The following is a 24,728-nucleotide window of genomic DNA, read 5'->3' as shown; positions in this document are numbered from 1 at the left end:
ATCTGCGGCGCCCGGGGCACCACCCGTTTGCCACCGAGTATCACCTGTTTGTCGCACTGTGATGTTTCAGGTACTGCGACACTATTCCGCGCGCAGCTCAGGATCGCACCCATTTATTGCGAATCGGGATAACTTCCGAGGATGCACACCTCGACTCTCCGGCGCCGCGCCGCACGCTGGGGCACCGCCGCGCTGCTGGCCGCCGTTCCCGCCGTCCTCGCCGTGCCGGTCCACGCCACCGCCGGCAGGGCCGGCAGCAACGGCAACGGCAACGGCATCCCCTTTCCGCCGAACGGCCAGGCCGCGCTGGCCGTCGACGGCCACCGCGCGGCGAGCGGCCCGGTGGGCACGCCGCAGCCCATCGCCAGCGTCACCAAGATCATGACCGCCTACCAGGTCCTGCTGGACCATCCGCTGCGCCCCGGCGATCAAGGCCCGACGATCACGGTCTCGGCCTCGGAGGCCGCCGCCTACCGGGCGGCGCGGCGCGGCGGCGAGTCCGTGATCCCGGTGGCCGCCGGCGAGCGGATCACCGAGCACAAGGCGCTGGAGGCGATGCTGCTGCCCTCGGCGAACGACATCGCCCGGCTGCTGGCCCGCTGGGACGCGGGCAGCGTCGGCGGCTTCGCGGCCCGGATGAACGCCACCGCGGCGGGCCTGGGCATGAGCCGGACGCACTACGCCGATCCGGCCGGCGTCGACACCGGGACCGTCTCCACGGCCCCCGACCAGCTGCTGCTGGACCAGGCCGCGATGGCGAACCCGGTGCTGGCGGGCGTCGTCGGCGAGAGGTCGGCCACGGTGCCGGCGGCCGGCACGGTCCACACCTCGAACCCCCTGGTCGGCACCGGCGGCTTCATCGGCACCAAGACCGGCTGGACCACCCCGGCCGGCCAGTGCCTGATGTTCACCGCCCGCGAGACGGACCGGCGCGGCGACGTGCACATGGTCTACGGAGTGCTGCTCGGCCAGCCCGGCGGGCCGAAATCCGGGGCGGTCTTCACCACCGCCGCCCGGATGGTGAGAGCGGCCCGCGCGAGGTTGTAGTCAGGCAAACGGGTGATCGTGCTACGGCGAGCGAGTGACTTCGCCGTGACGGACGCGAGAGCGGCCCCGCGACGGAGCATGGATGGACCGAGCACGGACGGACCGAGCTTGGTGGACCGAGCGTGGATGGGACCGAGCGGACATGAGCGTCGCGGAAGCACGGCGGCTGTGGGGACACACGCCCTGTACGTGAGATTCCGCGTCCTGTCATGCCGCAAGGTCTCAACCGGCGAATTCGCTGATCCAAACGGGCGCTAAGTATGAAGAGCGGGTGTCGCACGGACACCGACGGCGGAATGGGGCGGTATGTGCGCAGAGACCGGCTCTGCCACCCCACCGTCAGGAGGAACCCGCATGCGCGTACAGCGCATCGCCGCCGTCACCATCATGGGAGCGGCAGCCCTCGGAGTGTCCGCGACGTCGGCTTATGCCGGCGAGGGCAGGACCGGCCGGATCGAGGCCTCGCCGCACGCGGTGACGCCCGGGCACGTCGTGCGTCTGAGCACGGAGTCCTGCCACAGCTGCGGACCGGTGAAGGTGCACGTCAACATCGACGGCGCCCGCCACTGGGTCAAGCTCGCCAAGTGGACCCGCGAGGGGAAGACCGGCTGGTTCAAGGTCCCGCGGGACACCGACCCGGGCCGGTACGAGGTCGAAGGCCACTGCAAGAACGGTCGCGCGATCGAGGGCGCCTTCTGGGTCAAGAAGGAGCACCACAAGAAGCACCACAGCGTGCACCACCACGCGATGCACCACCATCACCACTGCTAGATCCAAAGTCAGATCCAAAGTCAGAGCCAGAGCCAGAGCCAGAGCCCGAAGCCGGGTGCCCGAAGCCGGGTGCCGGCGCCGGGCGTTGAATCGCCGCGATGATCCGTCCGGATCGCCGCGGCGATTCAACGCCCCCGTGAGACCTCGGCCCTACAAGTTGGCACGCGCCCCGGCGATCAGCCGGACCGCCGCGTCGAAGGCCCGGCCGGCCGGCGGCGGACCGGACTGGCCCAGCACCACCCCGTACACCATGTGATACGTGTGCGACCTGGCGCCCTGCACCCTGGCGGCGAACATCAGGCACCCGCCGGCGGCACCGGTCCAACCGGTCTTCACACCGAGCATGCCGTCCCGCCCGAGCAGGCGGTTGTGGTTGTGCACGACTCCGGCGACCGGCACCCGCGCCGAGGTCTCGCCGACGACCTGCGCGAAGGTGGGCACCGCCATCGCGGCCTCGTCCAGCCGGATCAGGTCCGGGGCGGTGGAGACGGTCCGGGAGTCCACGCCGGCCGGGTCGGTGAAATGCGTCCGCCGCATCCCCAGCCGGGCCGCGGTCGCGTTCTCCCGCGCCAGGAACCGGCTGATGCTGCCGGCATCCCAGCGGGCCAGGATCCTTGCCATGTTGTTCCCGGACGGCAGGAGCATCGCCTCCAGAGCCTTGCGCTCGCTGATCCGTTCGCCGCTCGCGACCGCGACAAGCGTCTGCCCGCTGTGGATCGCCGCACGGTAGGCGGCGGCCTCGTAGGGCAGAACGGTGATCGTCGGGCCGGCGTCGCGCACGCCGATCGGGTGGTCGAGCAGGACCTGGTAGGCGTCCATCACCTTGGCCACGCTGGCGGTCGGGTGCGGCCGGGTCACCGCGCCGGAGATGCCGAGCAGGCCGTGGCCGTCGACGGCGACCGCGGACTGCCCGGAACCGGGCCACTGGATGCGCACGGCGGAAGCGGGGGCGGAGGCGGAGGCCGGAGCCCTGGTGCCGACCACGGAAGCCGAGGCGAAGGCCGTGGCGCTGACGCCGACGGCGGCCGCGAGGAGCAGCGGAGCGACACCCCACCGGGCGACGCGGCGCGCGGTGGGGTGTCGGTCCTCGGGGAAAGCGAATCTCATGGTTGAAGTTATGGGCAGAGTGCGGCCCGACTTATCCAAAGCTAGGGCTAACGGGTGAAGCCGCGCGGGAGCCCCTAAGGCCGTTCGAGTGAATTCTGTGACCCGGCCGCGTTGCGCATCAACGGCTTTCCGGGATCGGCGCCGCGTCGTCGTACATTGAAGCGCGCTGATCGCGCCGAAGAATCCCGCAAACCAAGGAGCTCGTGTGTTGCGAAGCCGGCAAAGACGGGGTGTCGGGACAACCCTCGCCCTCACCGTATCGGCATGGGTGGCCTTCGCCGCACCGGCCGTCGCCCAGGTGCTCTCCTCGACGTCGGTCCAGGCGGTGCCCTCGTCGGCGGCCAGCGGGCAGGCCGTGGCTCTGGACGCGACGGTGACCTGCGCCGGGGACCCGAGCGGCGGCCTGGGCATGACGTTCTTCGACGGCGCGAACCTGCTGGCCACGGTGCCCGTGGCGGCGGACGGGACGGCGACGTACCCGACCAGCTTCACCACGACCGGGACGCACACGATCACGGCCGCGTACAACGGGAACGGCAACTGCGACGCGTCGAACAGCACGACCACGGTCGATGTGACGGCGGCGCCGTCGTCCGGGGTGCCCGGGCTGTGCCTGTTGGCGTGCGGCGGTCTGGTGAACGTGAACGTCGAAGACCACTACATCTACAATATCCACAACACGTACAACGTCTACAACATCTACAATTCCGGCCCGCATCACGGGTCGTAGAACGATCCCGCCGGGGCGGGGATTTCCCCCGCCCCGGCAAGACCGGCCAGATTCCGGACAGATCAGATTCCGGGGCCTGCCACGTAGGTGTAGCCGCCCACCAAGGTGGCGGTGCCGCCGGAGGTGGTGACCACCACGTCTGCGGCCCCGGCGGAGCCGGGCGGGGTGACGATGGAGACTTCGGAACTGTTGACGACCGTGAACGGCGCCGTGCTTCCGCCGACGGTGACCGACTGGGTGGTGGCGAGGTCGGTGCCGGTGACCGTCACCGCCGTGCCCCCGGAGGTCGGACCCTCGGTCGGGCTGATGCTGGAGACCGTGGGGGCGTCCACATACGTGTACGACAGCCCGTTGCTGCTCCCGCCGGCGGTGGTGACCGTGATGCCGACCGACCCCGCCGAGGTGCCCGCGGGCACAACCACGTCGATCTGGCTGTCGGAGACGATGGTCGGCGTCGCACTGTTGGCGCCGAAGGCGACATCGGAGGCGGTCGCGAGCCCGATTCCGGTGATGGCGACGGTGTTCCCGCCGGCCGTCGGCCCGGAGGTCTCACTCACAGCGGCCTTGAACGGCGCTCCCACGTAGAAGAACGGGAGCGGGTTGCTGGTGCCGCCCGCCGTGGTCACGGTCACCGAGACTTCTCCGGCGCCGGACGGCGAGACGACGGTGACCGCGGTGGGCGTGTTCGCGGTGATGGTGGCCGGCTTGGTGCCGAACTTCACGGCGGTGGCACCGGCGAGATTGACGCCGGTGATGGTGACAATGGTCCCGCCACCGGTGGATCCCTGGTTCGGAGAGATCGGCATGGATGTTGCTCCCTCGCAGTTGGCTGATGCGCGGCTCGGATCGACGGCGGACTGGCTGCCGCCGACGGCCGCTGTGTCGCAGGGCGACTGGGAAACTGATCAGTTACTTTCAGTAGTCCTCGCAGGTCAGCAGGCCGCAAGAGTCCGGACCCGAAATCACCCCCACGAGCGACCGTCGGGCTTGTCAGGGCTGGCATCCGACCCACGAAAGGGTGATTTCGGGCGGACCCTCTTGCTGCCCGGTGACCTGCGAGGACTACTGAAAGTAGCTAGATCCACAAGCCGTCCTCCCCCGCCCCGCGGCACGCCTGACGTCGGCTCTCACGAAGGAATCGCACCATGGCGCCAGTCATCAGCAGCATCAGCCCCGTCCAAGGCCCGACCGCCGGAGGCACGGCCGTCACCCTCACCGGGACCGGCTTCACCGGCGCGACGGCGGTGAAGTTCGGTTCGGCCTCGGCGTCCTTCGTCGTCGCCGGCTCGACGACGATCAACGCCACGGCACCCGCCGGCTCCGGAGCGGTGTCGGTGACCGTCACGGCGCCGAGCGGGACCAGCAACGGAGTGGCCTACACCTACGTCCCGGCACCGGTCATCAGCGGCATCAGCCCCACGAACGGACCGGCCGCGGGCGGGAACACCGTCACCATCACAGGGACCGGATTCACCGGCGCCACCACCGTTTCGTTCGGTTCGGCATCGGCGTCGTTCACGGTGAACAGCGCCACCCAGATCACCGCCACGGCCCCCGCGGGCACCGGCGCGGTAGCGGTGACGGTGACGACGCCGGGCGGGACGAGCAGCGGCGCCTCCTACACCTACGTGTCGGCACCGGTGATCAGCAGTCTCAGCCCGACGCAGGGTCCGAGCATCGGAGGGAACACGGTCACGCTCACGGGGACCGGGTTCACAGGGGCGACCAGCGTGTTCTTCGGTACGGTGGCAGCGTCCTTCACAGTGGTCAGCTCGACCCAGATCACCGCCACCGCACCGCCGGCTCCCGTGGCGCCGGTCGCCGTCACGGTGGTCACCACCGGAGGCACCAGCAACGGGGCGTTCTACTTCTACGTCCCGCCGCCGACCGTCGCCGGCCTTTCCCCCACTAAGGGACCGGTCGCCGGCGGCAACACCGTCACCATCACCGGCACCAACCTGACGCTCACCACGGCCGTCCACTTCGGCACCGCCGCCGCCACCGCGCTCGCGGTCGTCTCGGACAACCAGATCACGGTCAAGGCCCCCAGCGGCTCCGGGACCGTGGCCGTCACGGTGACCGCACCGGGCGGCACCAGCCTGCCGGGCGTGGGCAGCCCGTACTACACGTACGTCGCGGCCCCGGTCATCAGTGCCCTGATCCCCACGCAAGGTCCGGCGAGCGGCGGGAACGCGATCACCATCAGCGGGAGCAACCTCGGCTTGGCCGACTCCGTCCTGATCGGCGGCATCGAAGTACCCTTCGTCGCCCTGTCGGACACAGAGCTCGTCGCCACCAGCCCCGGCGGCACCCCCGGCTCCGTCGCGGTGACGGTGACCACGCCGGGCGGCGTCAGCAGCCCCGCCACGTACCAACTGATCGCCGGTCCCAGCGTGTAACCGACTGCTTCTCCGCTCAGTGTCCCGCGGCAGCCGGGAATTCACCGAGCGCTTGCCCCGCCTCATCAGGGTTGGGTTATGGCGCGACTGTTCCGCCCGGCGCGGATCGAGTACGACATCCTCACCGCGCATCCCCATAGCGCGGAGGCCACAGACGCCTCGCCTTACTGGACCACGGCGGCGGTCGATGCTGTGGCACCGAATCCGCTGTCCGGGCTGGACTTACTCAGGGAATACGCACTCGGCGTGGTACCGAGGCTTCAGGACTTCGCCGAGCACTTCTCCCCGGTCGGCCAGAGCCGGTCGCCGGCCTTGCTCTACGACGCCTACCTCCGAGTCCGTTCGATGATCCGCGACAAGGACGGCAACGCCCTGGCCAAAGTCCACGCGACCGGCTGGGTCCTGCTCCCCGGTGAATTCGAACCCGAAGTCAGCAGGGGCATCATCGGGCTGGTCAACTTCGGACTGCCCATGATTCTGCGCTCGGTAGACCGGGGCGAATATGAGACGGCCCTGGCCTCGCTGATGAAGGCGCGCAGCATTATCAATACAGCGCTTCAGGAAGTCCTGAACATAGCGGTCTCCGCGCCGGAGCCGCCGTCCCGCGACAAGCTCGCGGCAGCCCTGCACGTAGCACCGGCGGATCTCGACGACTGGTACAACGGCCGTCACTCCTAGGCCAGGTCTGAGAACCAGGGCGCCGGTGCTCGCTCGCCTCAGGCCGCGGCGTGCCGACCTGAGGCGAGCAAGACCTCTCAGCCGTAGCTGTGGAAACCGCGCCCCGTCTTGCGACCGAGGTGCCCGGCTTCGACCATGCGGGCCAGGAGCGGAGGCGGCGAGTGCTGCGGGTCCCTGAACTCCGCGTACATCGATTCCGCGATGGCTTTCACGGTGTCGAGTCCGATGAGGTCGGCCAGGGCCAGCGGGCCGAGCGGGTACGCGCAGCCCAGGACCATGCCGCGGTCGATGTCCTGGACCGTGGCCAGGCCGGATTCCAGCATTCTGGTCGCGCTCAGGAGGTAGGGGATCAGCAGGGCGTTGACGATGAAACCGGCCCGGTCTCTGGCCCGGATCACCTCCTTGCCCAGGGCCCCGGTCGCGAAGCGGGTGGCGCGGGCCTCCGTCTCCGGGTCTGTAGCCAGCGAGGGCACAAGTTCGACCAGGCTCAGGACCGGGACCGGGTTGAAGAAGTGCAGGCCGATCACGTGGTCCGGACGGGAGGTCGCTGTCGCCAGGCGGATCACCGGGATGCTGGAGGTGTTCGTCGCCAGGATCGCGTCGCGGCGGCGGACCGTCGCATCCAGGCGCGTGAAGACCGCCAGCTTGTGCGCCTCGTCCTCGGCCACCGCCTCGATCACCAGATCGCGGTCGGCCAGGCGGTCGAAGTCGGCGGTGACCGTGATCAGGCTCAGGGCCTTGTCGCGCTCCTGATCGGTGATCTTGCCCCGGTCCCGGGCGCGGCCCAGCGAGGCCTGGATGCGGGCCCGGCCGGCCTCGGCGGCCGCGGGGCCGGTCTCGGTGACGACCACCTCGAAGCCGGCGCGGGCGCAGACCTCTGCGATGCCCGAGCCCATCTGGCCGCAGCCGACGACGCCGATCAGGTGCACGTCGTCGGGCCCGGCGTCAGTCACGGCGTCAGTCACGGTGTCAGTCATGGCGTCAATCACAGCCGCAGCCACGCCCCCGCTCACGACGGCAGCCGCAGGACGCCGGTCCCGCGCTTGATCAGCTCGCCGGCGATGACCAGGCGCTGGATCTCCGAGGTGCCCTCCCAGATCCGGTCCACACGCAGCTCCCGGTATAGACGCTCGACCGCGTAGGACCTGTCGTAGCCCCGGCCCCCGAAGATCTGGACGCAGCGGTCGATCACGCGGTTGGACGCCTCGCTCGCCGCCAGCTTCGCGATCGCGGCCTTGGCGTGCAAGGTCTTGCGGTCCGCGTCAGGCTGCGTGAGCTCCCAGGCGACCTGGAGGAAGTACGCACGGTTGACCGCGATGTCGACCGCGCAGTCGGCGAGCATGCCCTGGATCAGCTGGAAGTTCGCGATCGGCTGCCCGAACTGCTCGCGGGTCACGGCCCAGTCGCGCGCCAGCTCCAGCGCCCGCTCGGCGGCCCCGATCGTGCGCGCGGCGATCATCAGGCGCTCCTCGGTGAACCAGGCGCGCGTGATGTCGTAGCCCTCGCCGATCCCCCCGAGCACCTGGTCCTCGGCCACGAAGACGTCGGTGAGGGTGAACTCCGGGTGCTCGTAGACGAAGGTGTGCATGAAACGCGGCGTGCGCTGTACCGCCACACCCTCGGTGGCCTTGTCCACCAGGAACAGCGTCGGCGCGGCGGCCTCGCCGGCGGCGGCCAGCACGATGAGGAAGTCCGCGTGGTCGCCGACCGTCACGAACCACTTCTCGCCGTTGAGCAGCCAGCCGCCGTCGGTCTTCGTCGCGGTCGTCGTCAGGTTCTGCGGGTCGGATCCGGCGTTCGGCTCGGTGACGGCGTAGCAGTCGCGGCGCTCGCCGCGGATCACCGGCTCCAGGAAGCGCTCCCGCTGCTCGGGCGTGCAGAAGCGCAGCGCGTTGGCCGGGCGCCACACCATGTCCCACAGCGCGCCGGTCAGGCGGCCCAGCTGCTCCTGCACCACGGCCTGCTCGAAGATGGTCAGGCCGGCGCCGCCCCATTCGGCCGGCATGTTGATCGCCTGCAGGCCGGCGGCCAGCACCGCGTCGCGGACCTCGGCGTGCGCCGCCGGGGGCAAGCCGTTGTCCTCCTCGCAGGCCTGCTCGTACTTGGTCATGAAGTCGGCCAGTCCACGAGCCGCGGTCTGGAGGTCGAGCTGGCGCTGGGTGAGACGGAAGTCCATATCAGTTCTCTTTCGTGGAGTTCGTGGAGTTCGTGGCGGCGGGCCGGGGCAGGGCGAGCGAACGCGTACCGCGCTTGATCAGCTCGTTGGCGATGATCACGCGCTGGATCTCGGAGGTCCCCTCCCAGATCCGGTCCACGCGCAGCTCGCGGAAGATGCGCTCGACGGCGTAGGCGCTGTCGTAGCCGCGCCCGCCGAAGATCTGCACGCACCGGTCGGCGACCCGGCCGGCCGCCTCGCTGGCGGCGAGCTTGGCGGTCGAGGCCTTGGCGTGCAGGGTCTTGCGGTCGGTGTCCGGCTGATCGGCCTCCCACGCGACCTGGTGGGTGTAGGCGCGGTTCACCGCGATGTCCACGGCGCAGTCGGCGAGCATGCCCTGGATCAGCTGGAACTCGCCGATCGGCCTGCCGAACGCCTGGCGCTCGGCGGCCCAGTCGCGCGCCTCGGTCAACGCGCGCTCCGCGGCGCCGACGGTGCGCGCCGCGATCATCAGGCGCTCGTCGGTGAACCACTCCTTGGTCAGCTCGTAGCCCTGGCCGACCTCGCCGAGCACGTCCTCGTCGGCGACGAAGACGTCGGTGAGCGTGAACTCGGGGTGCCCGTTGACCGCGTGGTGCATGAAGTGCGGGACGCGCGTCATCTCCAGGCCCGGCGCGCTCTTGTCGACGAAGAACAGCGTCGCGAGCTTCACCGGGCCGGAGCCGTCCGCGGCCTCCACCAGCGCGTCGGCCTGCACCAGCAGGAAGTCCGCGATGTCGCCGCAGGTGACGAACCACTTCTCGCCGTTGAGCAGCCAGCCGCCCTCGGTCCGGGTGGCGACCGTGACGCCGCTGCTCGGGTCCGATCCGGCCTCCGGTTCGGTGACCGCGAAGGCGTCGAACTTCTCGCCCCGGATGATCGGCAGCAGGTACTTCTCCCGCTGCTCGGCCGTGCCGTAGGCCAGGACGTTCGACGGCCGCCAGGGGATGTCCCACAGGCAGTTCGTCGCCTTGCCGAACTCCTCCTCGACGATCACCTGCTCCAGCAGCGACAGTCCCGGGCCGCCCCACTGGACCGGCATGTTGATCGCGTAGACGCCGGCGTCCATCGCGGCGCGGGTCAGCTCCCTGACGGTCTCCTTCGGGAGCGCGCCACGGGCCTGCTCGGCCTGGTCCTCGTACTGCATGAGGAGCTTGACGTAGTCGGCGGCGCGCTGTTTGAGGTCCTGCTGCGCGGGCGTGTATCGGAAGTCCATGTCGGGGCTCCTCAGTAGTCGGAATGGGAGGGGGGAACCAGCGGGACAGCTCGGGCGTCCAGGGCGAGCGCCCCGGACGGCAGGGCCAGCAGCGGGTTGACTTCGCATTCGGCGAGGTCGTGCTGGGCGGCGGCGACCCGGGTGATCTGCTCGATCGCCTTCGCGGCGGCGGCCACGTCGACGGCCGGCCGGCCGCGCACCCCGTTCAGGAGGGCGGCGCAGCGCAGTCCGCGCAGCATCGCCTCGGCGCGGGCGGCGGAGACCGGGGCGAGGGCGAACGCGACGTCACCGAGGACTTCGGTGAACACCCCGCCCAAACCGACCATCGCGATGGGACCGAAGCGCGGGTCGCGGTTCACGCCGACGATCAGCTCCACGCCCGCTGCCAGATCCGCCATCTGCTCCACGGAGTACGACGGGGCGGACAGCCGCGCATGCATCTCCCGGTGCGCCGCGACCAGCGCTTCCTCGTCGGCGAGGTTCAGGACGACGCCCCCGGCATCGGACTTGTGCAGCAGATGCAGAGCCTTGAGAACGAAGGGGCCTGATGCACCGCGCGCGAACTCCCGCACCTCGGCCTCGCTGCTGATCTCGGCCGAGGCCGGGAACCGCACGCCCGCCTCGGCCAGCAGGACACGCGTGGCGTAGTAGCCGGTGTCGGTCATCGGCGGGGCGGCGTCGGGCAGCGATTCCATCGCCGCCGCGCCGCCGCCATCGCCGCCCTCCGAATTCTCCGGAACCACGACGGCCGCCAGCGCGCGCGCCGCGTCCTCGATCGCCGCGAACACCGGGATGCCGGCCGCCTGCAAGTTCTGGCAGCTCGGCGCGTCCGGATACATCGACTGCGCCACGACCGGCTTCGCGGACGCCCGCACCGCCCGGGCTATGGAGTCGGCGGCCTCGAGTTCGGTCGCGCCGAGTGTCCCCGCCGCACCGCCGAGACCTCCCGAGTCGGCGGAGTACCCGCCGAAGTAGCCGGTCATCAGGACGGCGTCGACCTCGTCGGAGTCCAGCAGCGTGCGCACCACGGCCGCGTACGACATCGGGTCCTGCTCCCCCATGCCCGCCAGATCGACCGGGTTGCCGAGCGCCGAGGGACCCCACAACTGTCCGGCCAGCTTCTCCTGGACTCCCGGACCGAGCTCGGGGACCGCGAATCCGGCGGCCTCGGCGGCGTCAGCGGCGATGACGCCGTGTCCGCCGCCGTCGGTGAACACCGCGACCCGGCGGCCGTGCGCCCGGCGGCCGCCGGCGAGCGCCGCGAGGACGGCGGTCATCTCGCGCGGCGTGCGCACCAGTTCCACGCCGGCGTCCCGGCACGCGGCCGCGACGATGTCGGAGGACGTCGTCAGCGCCCCGGTGTGCGACGCCGCGCTGCGGGCCGCCGCCGCTCCGCGTCCGGCGCTGAGCAGCACCACCGGCTTGCCGGCCGTGGCCGCCGCCTGCGCGAAGGCCCGGCCGTCGCCGAAGTCCTCGGCGTACACCGCGATCGCCTTGGTGGCGTCGTGGCGCGCGCAGTCCCGGACCAGGTCCACGAGCGTGACGTCGGACTGGTTGCCGAGCGAGACGAACCGCGAGAAGCCCAGGCCGTGCGGGGCGAACGCGAGCTGGAGTTCCAGCGCGAGGTTGCCGCTCTGGCTCAGCAGCGCGACGCCGCCCAGGTCGAAGGCGTCAGAGGCCAGATACAGCTCGGTGGTGTTGTCGGCGATGCCCAGGCAGTTGGGTCCGACCAGGACCGCGCCGGCGGCCCGCACCTTCTCGGCGACGGCCCGCTGCCGCGCGAGCCCCTCGGCGCCGGTCTCGGCGAAGCCCGCGGTGACCGCCACGATCGCTTTGGCACCGCAGGCCAGGGCTTCGTCGACGGTCTGCTCGTACACCGGCGCCGGGACCGAGACCACGACCAGCCCGACCGGCTCGCCGAGCGCGCTCAGGCTGGGTGCCGCGCTCTGGCCGAGCACGGTGCCCGCGCGCCGGTTCACCAGGTGGATCGGCCGGCGGTGCGGCGCGCGCAGGGCCTGCGCGGCGATGGCGTGCCCGTACTTCGCCGGGTCGTCGCTCGCGCCGACCACGGCCACCGACACCGGATCGAACAGCGGCGCCAGGTCGCGGCTCAGCGGCACCAGTTCGCGGCTCAGCGGGGCCAGACCGCGGCTCATCGCTGCGACTCCAGGCGCAGCGCGCGGTTGGGGCAGGCCGCGACGGCAGCCTGGGCGGCCGTCTCACCGTCGGCGGGGACCTCGGCCGCCCGGATCGCGGCGTAGCCGAAGTCGTCGAGTTCGATCTGGGCGGGGGCCTGTTCCTGGCACACGCCGTAGCCCTCGCACAAGGTGGCGTCCAACAGCAGTTTCATGGTTCCTCTATCGCGGTGCTGATACGGGGTGAGTGGTGGTTCGGACGGTCGGGGGCTCGGCCAGGAACCGGTCGGGGTCCGGCGCACGGTCGGCGGAGCAGTCGGTGCAGCGGGCTCCGAGGTGGGCTCCGAGGTGGGCTTCGGTGAGCGGGCCGAAGGAGCGCAGAAGCGAGGAGGCGAGGTTCGCCGCCGCGTCGAGCAGCCCGCACGCGCCGCGCCGCAGCAGGCTCTGCGACCACCGGGTGAGGCTGGCCAGGTCCTCCTGCCCGGCGGTGCCGTGGACGACGGACGCCATCGTGCGCGCCAGCGCGGCGGTGCCGGACACGCAGACCCCGCACTGGCGGCTGCTCTCGGCGGCGAGGCGGGCCAGACCGTCGGCGGCGAGCCCGACCGGGCACTCGCCGGCCGTCAGGAAGTGCACGGCCCCGCAGCCGAGCGCCGACCCCGCCGCGGCCAGTGCCGACGGTTCGAGCGTGGTCTTCAGACAGCCGGGGCCGAGAATTCCCCCGAACATCCCGCCCATGAGGACGCCGGGCGTGTCGAGGCGGTCCACGCGGTAGGCCAGAGCCTGCAGCGACGTGCCGACGGGCGCTTCGACCAATTCCGGTTTCAACCCCCGGCCGGAGACCGTCAGCAACAGCGAGTCGGGGGTTCCCGGCCGGGCCGCCAGCAGTGCGATCCGGGCCAGGGTCTCGACGTTCGCGACGAGCGTGGGGACGCCGTCGACGCCGGCTTCGAAGGGCCGCGGGGGTTTCGCGGCCGGCAGCGCGGGCCCGCCGTTGATCCGGCGGATCGCGGACGTCTCCTCGCCGGCGACGTAGGTGTGCTCAGGCCGCACGATCCACGTGGGAACGACAGGTTCGCGTTCGGCCAGCGCGCGGCGCATGCTGTCGGCGGCTTCGTCGTCGGCCACGTAGACGTAGCAGCGCGCGGCGCGGGTCATGTCGGCGGCCCGCAGCATGCCGTCCAGGACGAGGTGCGGCCGTGCCCGCATCAGCCAGCGGTCCTTGACCGATCCCGGTTCTCCTTCGGCGCCGTTGGCGACGACCACCGGAACCGAGCCGGAGGCCCGCACGGCCTGCACCTTCGTGGCCGCCGGGAAACCGGCACCGCCGCGCCCGCGCAGCCCGGCGGCTTTGATCCGGTTGAACAACAGGTCGGGCGACAGATCGCGGTATCCGCCGGCCTGCCAGTAGGCGTCCCGGGTCTCCCGCCTGTAGGGATTCTCGCCGAGCAGCGGTGCGAGTCCGCGCATCAGGGAATGGATCTGGGTCATCTTCTGTCTCGTCCGTTCGGGAGTCGCTGCAGGACTCGCACTGCTTCGGCCAGAGCCGCACGCTGGGCCGCGGCCCGGCGGTAGGCGGGGCCGGGCAGGCCGATGAGCATCGTGTGATGGTCGAGGAGGACCTCGGCGGCGAGCAGCGCCCGGTCGGCGTCGACTGACGCGCCGGACAAGGCTGACGCTGCCGACGCGTCGGCCGCGGCCGCGCGCACCAGATCGGCGACCTCGTCCAGGTACCGCGACCACGACCGCTGAGTGCCGCGGACCAGGAGCTCGCCGATGCGGCGGCGCTCGCGTTCCAGCAGTCTCATCGGATCCATGGGTTCTTCATCGGGTCGCGAGCGCATCCGCAGCGCGGCGACCGCCTCCGGCAGTTCGCGCTCGGGCTCCGCGGTGAGGCCGAGCCAGACCGGTCGGCGACGTGGGAAACGTTCTGACACCCTCCACCTCCGGGGAGTGTTGCGGTGGCCGGGAGCGTAACTGACTAATTGATTAGTCAGCAACCCTTGACAGCAAGGAAACATGGGTGGAACCTGACTGACCAATCGGTCAGCTACCCCAGCGACCGCTGAAGGAGGACCGGTGTCGATCACCGAACCGCTCGCGACGAGCGCCGCGCCCGGCCCGCACCCGGCCGAACCGCCCCCGCCGCCGGCCCTGGCCGCGCGCTACTACACCGATCCGGCCTTGGCCGAGGCCGAGCAGAACGCGGTCTTCGCCAAGAGCTGGCAGCTGGTCTGCCACGAATCCGACCTGCCGAACCCCGGCTCCCGGCTCACCGCCTGGGCCGCCGGCCGCGAGGTGCTCGTGGTCCGCGACGGCGAGGGCGGCCTGGCCGCGTTCCTCAACGTCTGCCGGCACCGCGGGACCCGCCTGGTCGACGCCCCGGAGCCCGATCCCAAGACCGCCGGGGCGATCCGCTGCCCCTATCACGGCTGGACCTACAAGCTCGACGGCTCGCTGGTCGGGGCGCCTGAGGGCCGCCAGATCCCCTGCCTGGACAAGCCGAAGCTCGGGCTGTTCACCGTCGCCGTGGAGTCCTTTCTGGGCTTCGTGTTCGTCAACGTCGACGGCACGGCCGCGCCACTGGCCCAGACCTGCGCGGGCCTGGCCGACCACGTGGGCCACTACGCCGGGGGCGAACTGGTGCCGGTGGGCAAGGACCGGATCCACGATCTGGCCGGGGCCGAGGTCCAGGGCGCCAACTGGAAGGTCGCCGTCGACAACTACCTGGAGGGCTACCACGTGCCGGTCGCCCACCCCGGGCTGATGCGGCTGCTGGACTACCAGAACTACCGGGTCACCGAGGTGGCCGAGGACTACGTCCTGTTCCAGACGCCGCTGCGCGACAAGCCGTCGTCCAACTGGCGCGAACGCCTCTACCAGCGGCTGGCCTCGACGATGCCGGGTCTGCGGGAGGAAGACCACCGGATGTGGCGCTACGCCGTCATCTATCCGAACACGCTGCTCGACTTCTACCCCGACCACGTACTCGCCTGGACCGCCATCCCCGCGGGCCAGGACCGCGTCGCCGTCCCCGGCGGCTTCTACACCCGCCGGGGCTCCAGCCAGCGGACCCGCCTGGCGCGCCGGCTCAACATCGCCATCGGCTGGATCACCAGCGACGAGGACGCCGAACTGCTGCGCCGGGTCCAGGCCGGCATCCGCACGCCCGGCTTCGAACCCGGGCCGCTGTCGCGTCGCGAAGCCGGAGTCGGCTGGTTCGCCGATAGGATCCGAGCCGATCTGGGTTCGCAGGGTTCGCAGGGCTCGCAGGGCTCGCAGGGCTCGCAAGGATCACAGGGTTCGCGAGGATCACAGAGATCATCCGAAGGGAGCGACGGGCGGCGATGAGCGCTGAGACCAGGACCGAGCAGACGCGCGCGGTGATCCTGCGGGCGGCGTGCGAGGTGATCGCCGAGTCCGGGTTCGAGAAGGTCAGGATGCGGATGGTGGCCGAGCGGGCCGGCGTGTCCACGGCCGCGCTGCACTATCACTTCGACACCCGCGAGAAGCTCTTCCTGGAAGCGCTGCGCTACTCCTACGACACCACGGGCTCTGAGAACACCGCGAGCGCGCCGCCGTCGGAGACCCCGCACTCCTGGCTCCTGGCCCGGGCCATCGACGACTGCCTGCCCGGCGACACCGAACTGCGGCGCGACTTCCTGCTGTGGCAGGAACTGCATCTGCGCGCCGTCCGGGATCCCGACTCGCGGTCCGTCGCCCGCGACCTGTACGCGAACCTGCGGGACTGGATCGCCGGCATCGTCCGCGACGGCCAGGGCGCCGGCGAGTTCGGGGCCTGCGACGTCGGGCGGCTGGCCGACCTGATCATCGCCCTCACCGACGGCTACGGCGCGCGGATCCTGCTCGGCGCCTCGGCGATGACGCTGGACGACGCGCGCGACCAGATCTGGGCCGTCGTCGCCCCGCAGCTCGGGGTGCACACGCCGATTCCGGCCACCGGTCCGCGGATCGCCGCCGGGTAGGACCCGGCGAAGCCGGAGCCGACGACCCACATCTCCATAACCGTGCCGCGCCACCGCGGCAGTGCAGTGTGCAGAGCCCGCGTCGCAGCCACCGGCGCGCGGTGAAAAACAGGTCCCGCGTACCGCTTCGGGCCGGTGACTCCCCCTCATAACGCTCGACCCCGCCACCGGCGGTCCTGGGTACCGCCTTGCCGCGAACCGGACGCCCGGTGCCGGGCCCCTCCCACCCACGACGAAAGGACAAGCCGTGTCCCGCCAGTCTTCCGAGGAGTCCTTCGAGCCATCCCGCGAGCCATCCCGCCGATCGCTGCTGCGCGCCGGGGCGGCCGGGGCTGTGGCCCTGACCGCGGCCGGGTGCGGCTTCACCGGGTCGAACTCGGCCGCCGGAGCCGCAGGGTCCCCGGGCTCGGCGGCCGCCGCGTCGACCGAGCCGCCCATCGACGTCAAGGTGGACGGCGACCTGGTGTACTTCAACTGGGCCGACTACGTCGACCCGTCGGTCTTCGACGGGTTCCAGAAGGAGTACGGCGTCAAGGTCGTCCAGTCCAACTTCGACTCGATGGAGTCGATGGGCGCCAAGCTGGCCGCCGGGAACAAGTACGACATCGTCTTCCCCTCGGCCAAGTGGACCCAGCGCCTGGCCGCCGGCGGGAAGCTGCACCGCATCGACCACACGGCGCTGAAGAACGCCCCGGCGATCTTCGACCACTACGACTACTTCCAGGACCCCTGGTACGACGACGCCTCCTCGCACAGCGTCCCGTTCACCATGTACAAGACCGGGATCGGCTGGCGTAAGGACAAGCTCGGGGACCTGACCGGTTCCTGGCAGGACCTGTGGTCCCCGGCCGCCAACGGCGACGTCTTCCTGCTGGACGACGAGGACGAGGTGCTGGGCATGGCCGCGCTGAAGCTCGGCCTGGCGATCAACACCGCCGACGCCGGCGACCTGGCGAAGATCGACGCGGAGCTGAAGAATCTGCGCCCGCGGCTGCGCGGCTTCTCCAGCGACGACTACAACAACCTACTCAACGGCAACGCCCTGATGACCCAGGCCTGGAGCGGCGACATGGTCTCCGTGCTCAACCAGGCCAAGGACGCCTCGGTCTACGGGTTCCAGACGGCCAGGGAGGGCTCGCCGGTCAACACCGACTGCTACGTGATCCCGGCCAACGCCGAACACCCCGGCACGGCGATGCTCTTCATCGACTACATGCTGCGGCCGGAGAACGTCACCAAGAACATCGAATACATCGGCTACCCGATGCCCGTGAACGGCACCGAGGACGCCTACGCGAAGCTCGTCGCGCAGTTCCCCCAATGCGTCATCAAGACCGAGGACCTGGTGACGAACCGCATGTTCCAGAACGGCACGGCTGCCCAGGGGCACGCCCGCGACGCCGTGTGGACCGACGTGAAAGCCGGCTGAGGCGTGCTCGACATCGTCCCCGAACCCACGACCGGCCCGAGCGGCCGGACCGATCCCGGCGGCCGGACCCGCCCGCGGCGCCCGCGCCGGACCCCGCGAAAGCGGCCGGCCGCGGCCGACACCCGGGTCTGGAACCGCCTGGCGCTGCCCGGCACGCTGTGGATGTCAGTGTTCTTCATCTCCTCGCTGCTGCTCGTCGCGGCGCTGTCCTTCGGGACCACCGACGATCTGGGCAACCCGCGCTTCGGCACCACGCTGGACAACATCCGGCGACTCGGGGCTCCGGCCTACCGGACCGTGATGTTCCGCTCGCTGGAGTACGCGGCCCTGACGTCCCTGCTGTGCCTGCTGATCGCCTATCCGGTCGCCTACGCGATCGCGCTGCACGCCGGCAGGTTCAAGAACGCGCTGATCGCCGCGATCGTCGTGCCGTTCTTCGCCAACTACCTGGTCCGGATGTACGGCTGGTCGGTGGTGCTGTCCGACGACGGCCCCGTCCTGCGCTTCCTGCGCGCGATCGGCCTCGCCGACTCGCACACGAAGATCCTCAACACCGGGCCCGGCGTCATCGCCGGCCTGGTCTACGGATTCGTGGTGTTCATGATCATCCCGTTGTACGCGGCGCTGGAGCGCCTGGACACGTCGCTGATCGAGGCCGGGCGCGACCTGTACGGCGGCCCGCTGCGCACGTTCCTGTTCGTCACGGTCCCCGCGACACGCCAGGGCGCGGCGGCCGGAATGGTGTTGGTGTTCCTGCCGGCCATGGGCGACTTCGTGTCCGCGCAGTTCCTCGGCGGCCCGAACCAGATCATGATCGGCAACCTGATCCAGGACAAGTTCTTCGAGGGCCAGGACTGGCCGCTGGGCTCGGCGCTGACGATGCTGCTGATGGCCGTGCTCCTGGTCGGCATGTTCGGCTACCTGCGGCGGGCCCGCAAGGACGAGGCGGAGGCGACCCGATGAGCGCTGCGATCTTCCGGAACCGGCGCCGCGTGGAGGCCAAGCCCCGCTTCGCCTTCGTGGTCACCGTGCTCTTCTTCATCCTGCTCTACCTGCCGATCGGCATGGTGGTGCTGTTCTCCTTCAACTCCCAGAAGTCGCTGACCGTCTTCAAGCACTTCAGCACCCGGTGGTACTCGGCCTTCTTCCACGACCACGTCCTGCTGTCCTCGCTCGGCATGAGCCTGAAGATCTCGCTGGTGGCGATGATCGGCTCGGTGGCCCTGGGCGTGGCGCTGGCCCTGGGCCTGGTGCGGGCACGCGGCCGGCTGGGCTCCTACTCCGCCCTGATCATGCTGGTCCCGCTCATCACCCCGGAGATCGTCACCGGCGTGGCGTCGCTGATGCTCTACAAGGGTCTGAACATCACGCTGTCCACCGGCACGGTGATGATCTCCGAGATCACCTTCTCCATCTCCTACGTGACGGTGATCCTGCGCTCGCGGGTCGCCGCGCTCAACCCGGAGGTCGAGGAGGCCGCCATGGACCTGGGCGCGACGCGGTGGCAGGCGCTGCGCCTGGTGACGCTGCCCGCGCTGCTGCCGGCCATCCTGGCCAGCGCGGTCCTGATCTTCGCCCTGGTCTTCGACGACTTCGTCCTGGCCTACTTCACCACCGGGGTGGACCCGCAGCCGCTGGCCGTCCGCATCTACTCCGCCATCCGCTTCGGCGTCGAGCCGACCATCAACGCCGTCGGCACGCTGATGCTGGCCGGCTCCATCACCCTCATCGCCGCCGCTCTGTCCATCCCGCGCCTGTTCGGCCGCTCCGGCGGCCTCGACCTCCTGTCCGGGGACTGATACCCATGAGCACCACCACTTCGGCCGCCTCTCCCGCCTCTCCCGCGGATCCCGCGGCGCCCGCCACCCCCGCCGTCCGGCTGGACCGGATCACCAAGAAGTTCGGCGGCGACGCCCTGGCCGCCGCCGTCGACGACCTGAGCCTGGACATCGCGCCCGGCGAGTTCTTCTCCCTGCTCGGGCCCTCCGGCTGCGGCAAGACCACGACCCTGCGGATGATCGGCGGCTTCGCCGATCCGACGGACGGGACGATCCTGCTCGCCGGGCAGGACGTGACCCGCCTGCCGCCGAACAAGCGCAACGTGAACACCGTGTTCCAGAGCTACGCGCTGTTCGACCACCTGTCGGTGGCCGACAACGTCGCCTTCGGCCTCAAGCGGGCCGGCGTCGCCCGGCCGGAGATCCGCCGCCGGGTCGGGGAGATGCTGGAGTTGGTACAGCTCGGCACGTTCGCCGACCGCAAGCCCCGCACCCTGTCCGGCGGCCAGCGCCAGCGCGTCGCGCTGGCCCGCGCCCTGGTCAACCAGCCGGCCGTGCTGCTGCTGGACGAGCCGCTGGCCGCCCTGGACCTGAAGCTGCGGCGGCAGATGCAGATCGAGCTCAAGCAGATCCAGCGCGAGGTCGGCATCACCTTCGTGTTCGTCACCCACGACCAGGACGAGGCGCTGACCATGTCCGACCGGGTGGCCGTGATGAACGCCGGGCACGTGGAGCACTGCGGCACGCCCGAGGACGTCTACGAGCGCCCCGAGACGAAGTTCGTCGCGTCCTTCATGGGGACCTCGAACCTCATGACCGGCGTCTACCGGTCCGGTGCCGGTGAGGTCCAGATCAGCGGCGGCCCGGCGATCGCCGTGGGGACCTGCCCGGAGATCGCCGACGGCACGGAGGTCAGCGTCTCGATCCGGCCGGAGAAGATCTGGCTGTCGGACTTCGAGGCGGACATGCCGCGAGCCCGCGGCGTCATCAAGGACACCGTGTACTCGGGCCCGACCACGACCTACCTGATCGAGCTGGCACCCGGCGTGACCGTCGCGGCGCTGGAACAGAACACCGCGCGGTCCCGGAACGAGGACCGCTGGGAAGGCGGCGAATCGGTCGAGATCGCGTGGAAGACAGAACACTGTCTGGTCCTGGCCTGACCCCGTCTTGGAAGGAGCGTTCATGCACAACTACGACGTGATCGTCCTCGGCGCGGGCCTGGCCGGACTGTCCGCCGCGCGGGATCTGGCCGCCGGCGGCGCGGACGTCCTGGTCCTGGAAGCCCGGGACCGGGTCGGCGGCCGGGTCGAGCAGGCGGTGCTCGACGACGGCCGGATCGTGCAGCTCGGCGGCGAGGTGGTCGGACGCGCGCACACCGCGTATCTGGGCCTGGTCGCCGAACTGGGCCTGACGCTGGTCCCCAGCTACGTCGCCGAGCCCGGCATCATCGCCCGCGCGACGCCCGAGGGCGTCTCGGCCGGGGATCCGCCGCACTGGTTCGGTCCGCACGACGAGGACTGCCAGCATCGGGTGACGCAGGAGTTCGTGGACCTCGCCCGGACCGTCGACCCGGACGACCCGTGGTCGCATCCCGACGCCGCGGCGCTCGACGCGCTGTCGGTGGGACAGTGGCTGCGGTCCGTCGGCGCGACGCCCGAGGTCGTACGGCTGTGGGAGATCGGGCAGCTCAGCCTGGCCAGCGGCTCGGTCGAGCGGACGTCGCTGCTCGGCGCGCTGCGCAAGAACGCGGCGGTGCCGAGCGCGGGGCACTACGACTACGAGGACTGGGAAGGGCTGCGCGTCGCCGAGGGTTCGGCGACGGTGGCGCTGACCATGACCGTCGAGCTGGGGCACCGGGTGCGGACCGGTGCCGCGGTGGCGGCTGTGGATGTGCGGGCTGGGTCGTCTGGGTCAGCCGGGTCCGCCGGGTCCGCCGCGTCCGGGCCGGGGCGCTGCACGGTCCGCCTTGTCGGCGGCGAGACGCTGACCGCCGACGCGGTGGTCAGCGCGCTGCCGGTGGGGCCGCTGCGGTCGGTCGCCGTGACCGGGGTGTCGGAGGCGCGGCTCGCCTCGCTGCACGCGCAGCGCCAGGCGTGCGCGGCGAAGTTGGCGGTGGCGTACGAGCGGCCGTTCTGGCGCGAGCAGGGGATGAACGGCCTGTCCGAGTGCGAGGACGTGCTCGGCAGCACCTGGCCGCAGGGGGTCGGGCTGCTCTCGGCGCTGATCCCGCCCGAGCGGTACGGCGTGATGCTGGGGATGCCTCCGCAGGCACGTATGCGGGAGCTGATATCGGACATCGCGCGGCTCTACGGTCCCGAGGCCGAGCAGCCCACCGCCGCCTACTTGCGGATGTGGGGAACCGATCCGTGGACGCAGGGATACGTGACGCAGTGGGCTCCGGGAGACGTGATGCGGGTCGGGCCGCTGCACGGCACGCATGAGCCGCCGTTCTACGTGTGCGGCTCGGATCAGTGGGTCGCCGGATACATGGAGGGCGCGGTCCGGACTGGCCGCGCGACGGCCACGGAGGTGCTGCGGCATGGCTGAGATCCCCGCTGAGATCCCCACCGTCCTCAACGTCATCGGCGGACGGGAGTCCGCGGCGGCCTCCGGCGCGCTCCTGGATCTCGTCGATCCCTCGACCGGCCGGGTCGCAGGCCGCTCGGCCTTGTCCGACGCCGCCGACGTCCACACGGCCTGCGCCGCGGCATCCTCCGCCTCCGACACCTGGTCGGTGACCACTCCCGCCGAACGCCAGCGGGCCTTGCTGCGCATCGCCGACGACGTCGAGGCGCGGGCCGGGGCGCTCGCCGACGCGGAGGTCCGGGAGACGGGCAAGCCCCGGGCCCTGTTCCTGCGGGACGAGTTCCCGGCGATCGTCGACGTGCTGCGGTTCTTCGCCGGGGCGGCCCGGAACCTGCCGGGCGCGGCGGCGGCCGAGTACATCGAGGGCCGGACGTCGATGCTGCGGCACGAGCCGGTCGGGGTGTGCGCGCAGATCACGCCGTGGAACTACCCGCTGATGATGGCGGTGTGGAAGCTCGCGCCGGCGGTGGCCGCGGGCAACACCACGGTGCTGAAACCCGCCGACAGCACACCCTCCACGACGGCGCTGCTCGGCCGCATCGCCGCGGAGCACCTGCCCCCGGGCGTCGTCAACGTCGTGTGCGGCGACCGCGAGACCGGGCGCGCGCTGGTGGCGCATCCGGCGGTCGCGCTCGTCGCGGTGACCGGGAGCGTGCGCGCCGGCCGCCAGATCGCGGCCGCGTGCGCCGCCGACCTCAAGCGCGTCCATCTGGAGCTCGGCGGCAACGCCCCGGTCGTCGTGCACGGCGACGTGGACGTGGAGGCGACGGCCGCCGCGCTGGCCGGCGTCGCGTTCTACAACGCGGGGCAGGACTGCACGGCGGCGACGCGGCTGCTGGTCGACCGATCGATCCACGACGCGTTCGTGGCGGCGTTCACCGACCAGGTCAAGGCACTGCGCACCGGCCCCTCCCCCGACGCCGACTTCGGCCCCCTCAACAACGCCGCACAGCTGGCCGCGGTACGCGGCGTCCTGGAACGCCTGCCGCCGCACGCGGAAGTGACGATCGGCGGCCGCGCCCTCGACGTCCCCGGCTGGTACCACGAACCGACGGTGGTCGTGCACGCCGCCCAGGAGGACGAGATCGTCCAGGAGGAGACCTTCGGCCCGGTCGTGACCGTGCAGTCGTTCGCCACCGAGGCCGAGGCCATGACGCTGGCCAACGGCGTCCGCCACGGACTGGCCGCGAGCGTGTGGACCCGCGACCACGACCGCGCGATGCGAGCCGTCCGCGGCTTCCGCTCCGGAATCGCCTGGGTGAACACGCACGGCACCACGGTGTCGGAGATGCCGCACGGCGGCATCGGGCACTCCGGCTACGGCAGCGATCTGTCGATGGCCGGGTTGCTGGACTACACGCAGGTCAAGCACGTCATGGTGTGAGGGGGTTCGCGGCCTCACCCCGCCGCCGAAAGGCTTGCGGGGATGGACATGAGGTCCGAGCAGATCTCGACTCCCTCAAGGCGAACCCGAACGTCCTCCGGGAGGGTGGAGCGCCTGTCGGTGCGGTCCAGCCATATCGACCGCAGGCCGGCCTCACGAGCCGCGGCCGCGTCGGTGATCGGCTCGTCACCGACGTAGAGCGCCTCGTGGGGCTCGACGCCTATCACCGAGCAGGCGGTGAGGAACGCGTCGGGGTGCGGCTTGGCGGCCGGGAGCTCCTCCAGGCCCAGGAAGCACGCGAAGCGGCCCGGGTCGATGCGGCACCGCTGGAGCTTCTCCAGTTGGAACGTGGAGAACATGTTGGTGACGATGCCCAGCGTCATCCCCGCCCCGGCGAGCGCGTCGAGCGTCGGTTCGACGTCGGCGAAGGCCGTCAGGGCAGCGGTCATGAGGGAGTAGAACCCGTTGAACCAGAGGTCCGCCTCGGCGTCGGAGAAGTCCGCCCTGCGGCTCATCGCCCGGGCCCGGCCACGGCGCTGCTCCTGGAAGCCGAGCTCGCCCGCCATGAACCGGCCGATGTAGACGTCCTCGTATTCCTTCCAGCGAAGGTATTCGTCTTCACCGGCGGGAAGGCCGAGCGCACCAAGGTGGGCCTGGATGCCATGCCGCGTGGCACCTTCCAGGTCCACCAGGGTGCGGTCGAGGTCGAACAGGACGGCACGGATCGGCGTGTGCATGATCCGAGCCTAACCAGCGGCGGGCGTCCCAAGCGCCGCGCGATCCTCGCCGAAGTGCTTGGCGAGTGCTCGCAGAGTCCGCTCCAGGGTGGCGCCGTGGCCGATGATGTGGCGGGACACGAAGCGGAACAGCGGGCTGTGGATCTCGCCGCACTCGACGACGGTGACACGGCAGCCCTGCGCCGTGGGTTCGATCGTCCACGTCCACGTCCCGCCGAAGGGCAACCCGGTGTCGGCGATGCGTGTGACGTACCGCCTCGGCACGTCGGCCTCCACCACCTCGTAGGTGATCTTCCCGTGGCGGTCGTGTTCGCACCACCGGGTCCGGCCGTCCACCTCCGGCAGCGCTTCGGCCCGTTTCAGGCCGGGGCGCCACGCGCTCAGGCCGTCGATGTCGGTGACGGCCCGCCACACCTCCTGCGGCTGCCTGCCCAAGCCCAGGCTCCGGGCGGCTTCATGCTCGACCGGCAGCCCGCGACCGATCAGCAGGACGGCCGCGGCCGCGGCGACCAGCACTCCGACGGCGATCAGCAGCACCCACATCGCTT

Annotated in this window: 24 protein-coding genes; 13 read left to right on the top strand and 11 right to left on the bottom strand. The window is 71.0% G+C overall.

Annotated features, from left to right (window positions below; all coding sequences use genetic code 11):
* Window positions 1-141 precede the first annotated feature (141 nt).
* On the top strand, window positions 142-1,047 hold the full coding sequence (locus tag ABIA35_RS31145) for a D-alanyl-D-alanine carboxypeptidase family protein (protein ID WP_370360235.1): 906 nt from the start codon (window positions 142-144) through the stop codon (window positions 1,045-1,047).
* A 354-nt stretch (window positions 1,048-1,401) separates the two neighbouring features.
* On the top strand, window positions 1,402-1,818 hold the full coding sequence (locus ABIA35_RS31140; RefSeq protein WP_370346614.1) for a hypothetical protein: 417 nt from the start codon (window positions 1,402-1,404) through the stop codon (window positions 1,816-1,818).
* Between the two features lie 150 nt (window positions 1,819-1,968).
* Here ABIA35_RS31140 and ABIA35_RS31135 read toward each other — a convergent pair whose 3' ends face one another.
* Window positions 1,969-2,925: a D-alanyl-D-alanine carboxypeptidase family protein gene (locus ABIA35_RS31135; RefSeq protein WP_370346612.1), complete on the bottom strand. Its 957-nt coding sequence runs from the start codon at window positions 2,923-2,925 to the stop codon at window positions 1,969-1,971.
* Window positions 2,926-3,193: 268 nt separating this feature from the next.
* Between ABIA35_RS31135 and ABIA35_RS31130 the strand changes: the two genes are divergently transcribed.
* Window positions 3,194-3,655, top strand: coding sequence for an Ig-like domain-containing protein (locus tag ABIA35_RS31130; RefSeq protein ID WP_370346610.1), 462 nt, complete (start codon window positions 3,194-3,196; stop codon window positions 3,653-3,655).
* 62 nt (window positions 3,656-3,717) lie between these two features.
* Here ABIA35_RS31130 and ABIA35_RS31125 read toward each other — a convergent pair whose 3' ends face one another.
* Window positions 3,718-4,461 carry an IPT/TIG domain-containing protein gene (locus tag ABIA35_RS31125; RefSeq protein WP_370360233.1) on the bottom strand — a complete coding sequence of 248 codons (744 nt, stop codon included), beginning with the start codon at window positions 4,459-4,461 and terminating at the stop codon, window positions 3,718-3,720.
* Window positions 4,462-4,800: 339 nt separating this feature from the next.
* Between ABIA35_RS31125 and ABIA35_RS31120 the strand changes: the two genes are divergently transcribed.
* Together ABIA35_RS31120 and ABIA35_RS31115 are read left to right on the top strand one after the other, a co-directional pair.
* Window positions 4,801-6,054: an IPT/TIG domain-containing protein gene (locus tag ABIA35_RS31120; RefSeq protein WP_370360232.1), complete on the top strand. Its 1,254-nt coding sequence runs from the start codon at window positions 4,801-4,803 to the stop codon at window positions 6,052-6,054.
* A 78-nt stretch (window positions 6,055-6,132) separates the two neighbouring features.
* Window positions 6,133-6,732: a hypothetical protein gene (locus ABIA35_RS31115; protein ID WP_370360230.1), complete on the top strand. Its 600-nt coding sequence runs from the start codon at window positions 6,133-6,135 to the stop codon at window positions 6,730-6,732.
* A gap of 77 nt (window positions 6,733-6,809) precedes the next feature.
* On the opposite strand, the gene ABIA35_RS31110 is transcribed toward ABIA35_RS31115, so the two are convergent.
* From ABIA35_RS31110 to ABIA35_RS31080, 7 genes are read right to left on the bottom strand one after another with little or no spacing between them, the layout of a single operon-like run.
* A complete protein-coding gene (locus ABIA35_RS31110) occupies window positions 6,810-7,709 on the bottom strand; it encodes a 3-hydroxybutyryl-CoA dehydrogenase (RefSeq protein WP_370360229.1) in 900 nt (299 codons plus the stop codon).
* A 32-nt stretch (window positions 7,710-7,741) separates the two neighbouring features.
* Window positions 7,742-8,908, bottom strand: a complete 1,167-nt coding sequence (locus ABIA35_RS31105; protein ID WP_370360228.1) for an acyl-CoA dehydrogenase family protein — start codon at window positions 8,906-8,908, stop codon at window positions 7,742-7,744.
* A gap of 1 nt (window position 8,909) precedes the next feature.
* Window positions 8,910-10,142, bottom strand: a complete 1,233-nt coding sequence (locus tag ABIA35_RS31100; RefSeq protein WP_370360226.1) for an acyl-CoA dehydrogenase family protein — start codon at window positions 10,140-10,142, stop codon at window positions 8,910-8,912.
* Window positions 10,143-10,153: 11 nt separating this feature from the next.
* Window positions 10,154-12,298 (bottom strand): acetate--CoA ligase family protein, encoded by a 2,145-nt coding sequence (locus tag ABIA35_RS31095; protein ID WP_370360224.1) that lies wholly within the window; start codon window positions 12,296-12,298, stop codon window positions 10,154-10,156.
* On the bottom strand, window positions 12,295-12,492 hold the full coding sequence (locus tag ABIA35_RS31090) for a ferredoxin (RefSeq protein WP_370346312.1): 198 nt from the start codon (window positions 12,490-12,492) through the stop codon (window positions 12,295-12,297). The genes ABIA35_RS31095 and ABIA35_RS31090 overlap by 4 nt, the downstream gene beginning before the upstream one ends.
* Before the next feature lie 7 nt (window positions 12,493-12,499).
* On the bottom strand, window positions 12,500-13,768 hold the full coding sequence (locus tag ABIA35_RS31085) for an NADH-ubiquinone oxidoreductase-F iron-sulfur binding region domain-containing protein (RefSeq protein WP_370360223.1): 1,269 nt from the start codon (window positions 13,766-13,768) through the stop codon (window positions 12,500-12,502).
* A complete protein-coding gene (locus ABIA35_RS31080) occupies window positions 13,765-14,094 on the bottom strand; it encodes a hypothetical protein (RefSeq protein WP_370360221.1) in 330 nt (109 codons plus the stop codon). Before ABIA35_RS31080 ends, ABIA35_RS31085 begins: the two co-directional genes overlap by 4 nt.
* 262 nt (window positions 14,095-14,356) lie before the next feature.
* Between ABIA35_RS31080 and ABIA35_RS31075 the strand changes: the two genes are divergently transcribed.
* The 8 genes from ABIA35_RS31075 (at window position 14,357) to ABIA35_RS31040 (ending at window position 23,443) form a co-directional block, all read left to right on the top strand.
* The gene (locus ABIA35_RS31075; protein WP_370360220.1) at window positions 14,357-15,628 is read left to right on the top strand and encodes an aromatic ring-hydroxylating dioxygenase subunit alpha; all 1,272 of its coding nucleotides are present in this window, start codon (window positions 14,357-14,359) and stop codon (window positions 15,626-15,628) included.
* Window positions 15,625-16,263, top strand: a complete 639-nt coding sequence (locus tag ABIA35_RS31070) for a TetR/AcrR family transcriptional regulator (RefSeq protein ID WP_370346320.1) — start codon at window positions 15,625-15,627, stop codon at window positions 16,261-16,263. Before ABIA35_RS31075 ends, ABIA35_RS31070 begins: the two co-directional genes overlap by 4 nt.
* 247 nt (window positions 16,264-16,510) lie before the next feature.
* Window positions 16,511-17,692, top strand: coding sequence for a spermidine/putrescine ABC transporter substrate-binding protein (locus tag ABIA35_RS31065; protein ID WP_370360219.1), 1,182 nt, complete (start codon window positions 16,511-16,513; stop codon window positions 17,690-17,692).
* Window positions 17,693-17,695: 3 nt separating this feature from the next.
* Window positions 17,696-18,655 carry an ABC transporter permease gene (locus ABIA35_RS31060; RefSeq protein ID WP_370346324.1) on the top strand — a complete coding sequence of 320 codons (960 nt, stop codon included), beginning with the start codon at window positions 17,696-17,698 and terminating at the stop codon, window positions 18,653-18,655.
* Complete coding sequence (locus ABIA35_RS31055; RefSeq protein WP_370346326.1) at window positions 18,652-19,491, top strand: ABC transporter permease; 840 nt, start codon at window positions 18,652-18,654, stop codon at window positions 19,489-19,491. The genes ABIA35_RS31060 and ABIA35_RS31055 overlap by 4 nt, the downstream gene beginning before the upstream one ends.
* 5 nt (window positions 19,492-19,496) lie before the next feature.
* Window positions 19,497-20,633 (top strand): ABC transporter ATP-binding protein, encoded by a 1,137-nt coding sequence (locus ABIA35_RS31050; protein ID WP_370360218.1) that lies wholly within the window; start codon window positions 19,497-19,499, stop codon window positions 20,631-20,633.
* Between the two features lie 22 nt (window positions 20,634-20,655).
* On the top strand, window positions 20,656-22,020 hold the full coding sequence (locus ABIA35_RS31045; RefSeq protein WP_370360217.1) for a flavin monoamine oxidase family protein: 1,365 nt from the start codon (window positions 20,656-20,658) through the stop codon (window positions 22,018-22,020).
* Window positions 22,013-23,443 (top strand): aldehyde dehydrogenase family protein, encoded by a 1,431-nt coding sequence (locus ABIA35_RS31040; protein WP_370360216.1) that lies wholly within the window; start codon window positions 22,013-22,015, stop codon window positions 23,441-23,443. The genes ABIA35_RS31045 and ABIA35_RS31040 overlap by 8 nt, the downstream gene beginning before the upstream one ends.
* A 14-nt stretch (window positions 23,444-23,457) precedes the next feature.
* On the opposite strand, the gene ABIA35_RS31035 is transcribed toward ABIA35_RS31040, so the two are convergent.
* The gene (locus ABIA35_RS31035; RefSeq protein WP_370360215.1) at window positions 23,458-24,180 is read right to left on the bottom strand and encodes an HAD family hydrolase; all 723 of its coding nucleotides are present in this window, start codon (window positions 24,178-24,180) and stop codon (window positions 23,458-23,460) included.
* A 9-nt stretch (window positions 24,181-24,189) separates the two neighbouring features.
* Entirely contained in the window at window positions 24,190-24,723 is a 534-nt protein-coding gene (locus tag ABIA35_RS31030; protein WP_370360213.1) for an SRPBCC family protein, read from the bottom strand.
* Between the last annotated feature and the right edge of the window lie 5 nt (window positions 24,724-24,728).

Origin of the sequence: Catenulispora sp. MAP12-49 (assembly GCF_041262705.1) — a bacterium.
Lineage (GTDB): Bacteria > Actinomycetota > Actinomycetes > Streptomycetales > Catenulisporaceae > Catenulispora.
The sequence above is the reverse complement of the archived record's forward strand: the minus strand, read 5'-3'. Positions and strand labels throughout refer to the sequence as shown.

Excerpts from the sequence above, each read along its gene's own strand:
- ABIA35_RS31055 (WP_370346326.1), top strand. The coding sequence starts at position 18,652 with ATGAGCGCTGCGATCTTCCGGAACCGGCGCCGCGTGGAGGCCAAGCCC.
- ABIA35_RS31100 (WP_370360226.1), bottom strand. The coding sequence starts at position 10,142 with ATGGACTTCCGATACACGCCCGCGCAGCAGGACCTCAAACAGCGCGCC.
- ABIA35_RS31085 (WP_370360223.1), bottom strand. The coding sequence starts at position 13,768 with ATGACCCAGATCCATTCCCTGATGCGCGGACTCGCACCGCTGCTCGGC.
- ABIA35_RS31115 (WP_370360230.1), top strand. The coding sequence starts at position 6,133 with ATGGCGCGACTGTTCCGCCCGGCGCGGATCGAGTACGACATCCTCACC.
- ABIA35_RS31070 (WP_370346320.1), top strand. The coding sequence starts at position 15,625 with ATGAGCGCTGAGACCAGGACCGAGCAGACGCGCGCGGTGATCCTGCGG.
- ABIA35_RS31050 (WP_370360218.1), top strand. The coding sequence starts at position 19,497 with ATGAGCACCACCACTTCGGCCGCCTCTCCCGCCTCTCCCGCGGATCCC.
- ABIA35_RS31140 (WP_370346614.1), top strand. The coding sequence starts at position 1,402 with ATGCGCGTACAGCGCATCGCCGCCGTCACCATCATGGGAGCGGCAGCC.
- ABIA35_RS31125 (WP_370360233.1), bottom strand. The coding sequence starts at position 4,461 with ATGCCGATCTCTCCGAACCAGGGATCCACCGGTGGCGGGACCATTGTC.
- ABIA35_RS31035 (WP_370360215.1), bottom strand. The coding sequence starts at position 24,180 with ATGCACACGCCGATCCGTGCCGTCCTGTTCGACCTCGACCGCACCCTG.
- ABIA35_RS31120 (WP_370360232.1), top strand. The coding sequence starts at position 4,801 with ATGGCGCCAGTCATCAGCAGCATCAGCCCCGTCCAAGGCCCGACCGCC.
- ABIA35_RS31135 (WP_370346612.1), bottom strand. The coding sequence starts at position 2,925 with ATGAGATTCGCTTTCCCCGAGGACCGACACCCCACCGCGCGCCGCGTC.
- ABIA35_RS31090 (WP_370346312.1), bottom strand. The coding sequence starts at position 12,492 with ATGAAACTGCTGTTGGACGCCACCTTGTGCGAGGGCTACGGCGTGTGC.
- ABIA35_RS31095 (WP_370360224.1), bottom strand. The coding sequence starts at position 12,298 with ATGAGCCGCGGTCTGGCCCCGCTGAGCCGCGAACTGGTGCCGCTGAGC.
- ABIA35_RS31110 (WP_370360229.1), bottom strand. The coding sequence starts at position 7,709 with ATGACTGACACCGTGACTGACGCCGTGACTGACGCCGGGCCCGACGAC.
- ABIA35_RS31030 (WP_370360213.1), bottom strand. The coding sequence starts at position 24,723 with ATGTGGGTGCTGCTGATCGCCGTCGGAGTGCTGGTCGCCGCGGCCGCG.
- ABIA35_RS31145 (WP_370360235.1), top strand. The coding sequence starts at position 142 with ATGCACACCTCGACTCTCCGGCGCCGCGCCGCACGCTGGGGCACCGCC.
- ABIA35_RS31080 (WP_370360221.1), bottom strand. The coding sequence starts at position 14,094 with ATGGATCCGATGAGACTGCTGGAACGCGAGCGCCGCCGCATCGGCGAG.
- ABIA35_RS31105 (WP_370360228.1), bottom strand. The coding sequence starts at position 8,908 with ATGGACTTCCGTCTCACCCAGCGCCAGCTCGACCTCCAGACCGCGGCT.
- ABIA35_RS31040 (WP_370360216.1), top strand. The coding sequence starts at position 22,013 with ATGGCTGAGATCCCCGCTGAGATCCCCACCGTCCTCAACGTCATCGGC.
- ABIA35_RS31045 (WP_370360217.1), top strand. The coding sequence starts at position 20,656 with ATGCACAACTACGACGTGATCGTCCTCGGCGCGGGCCTGGCCGGACTG.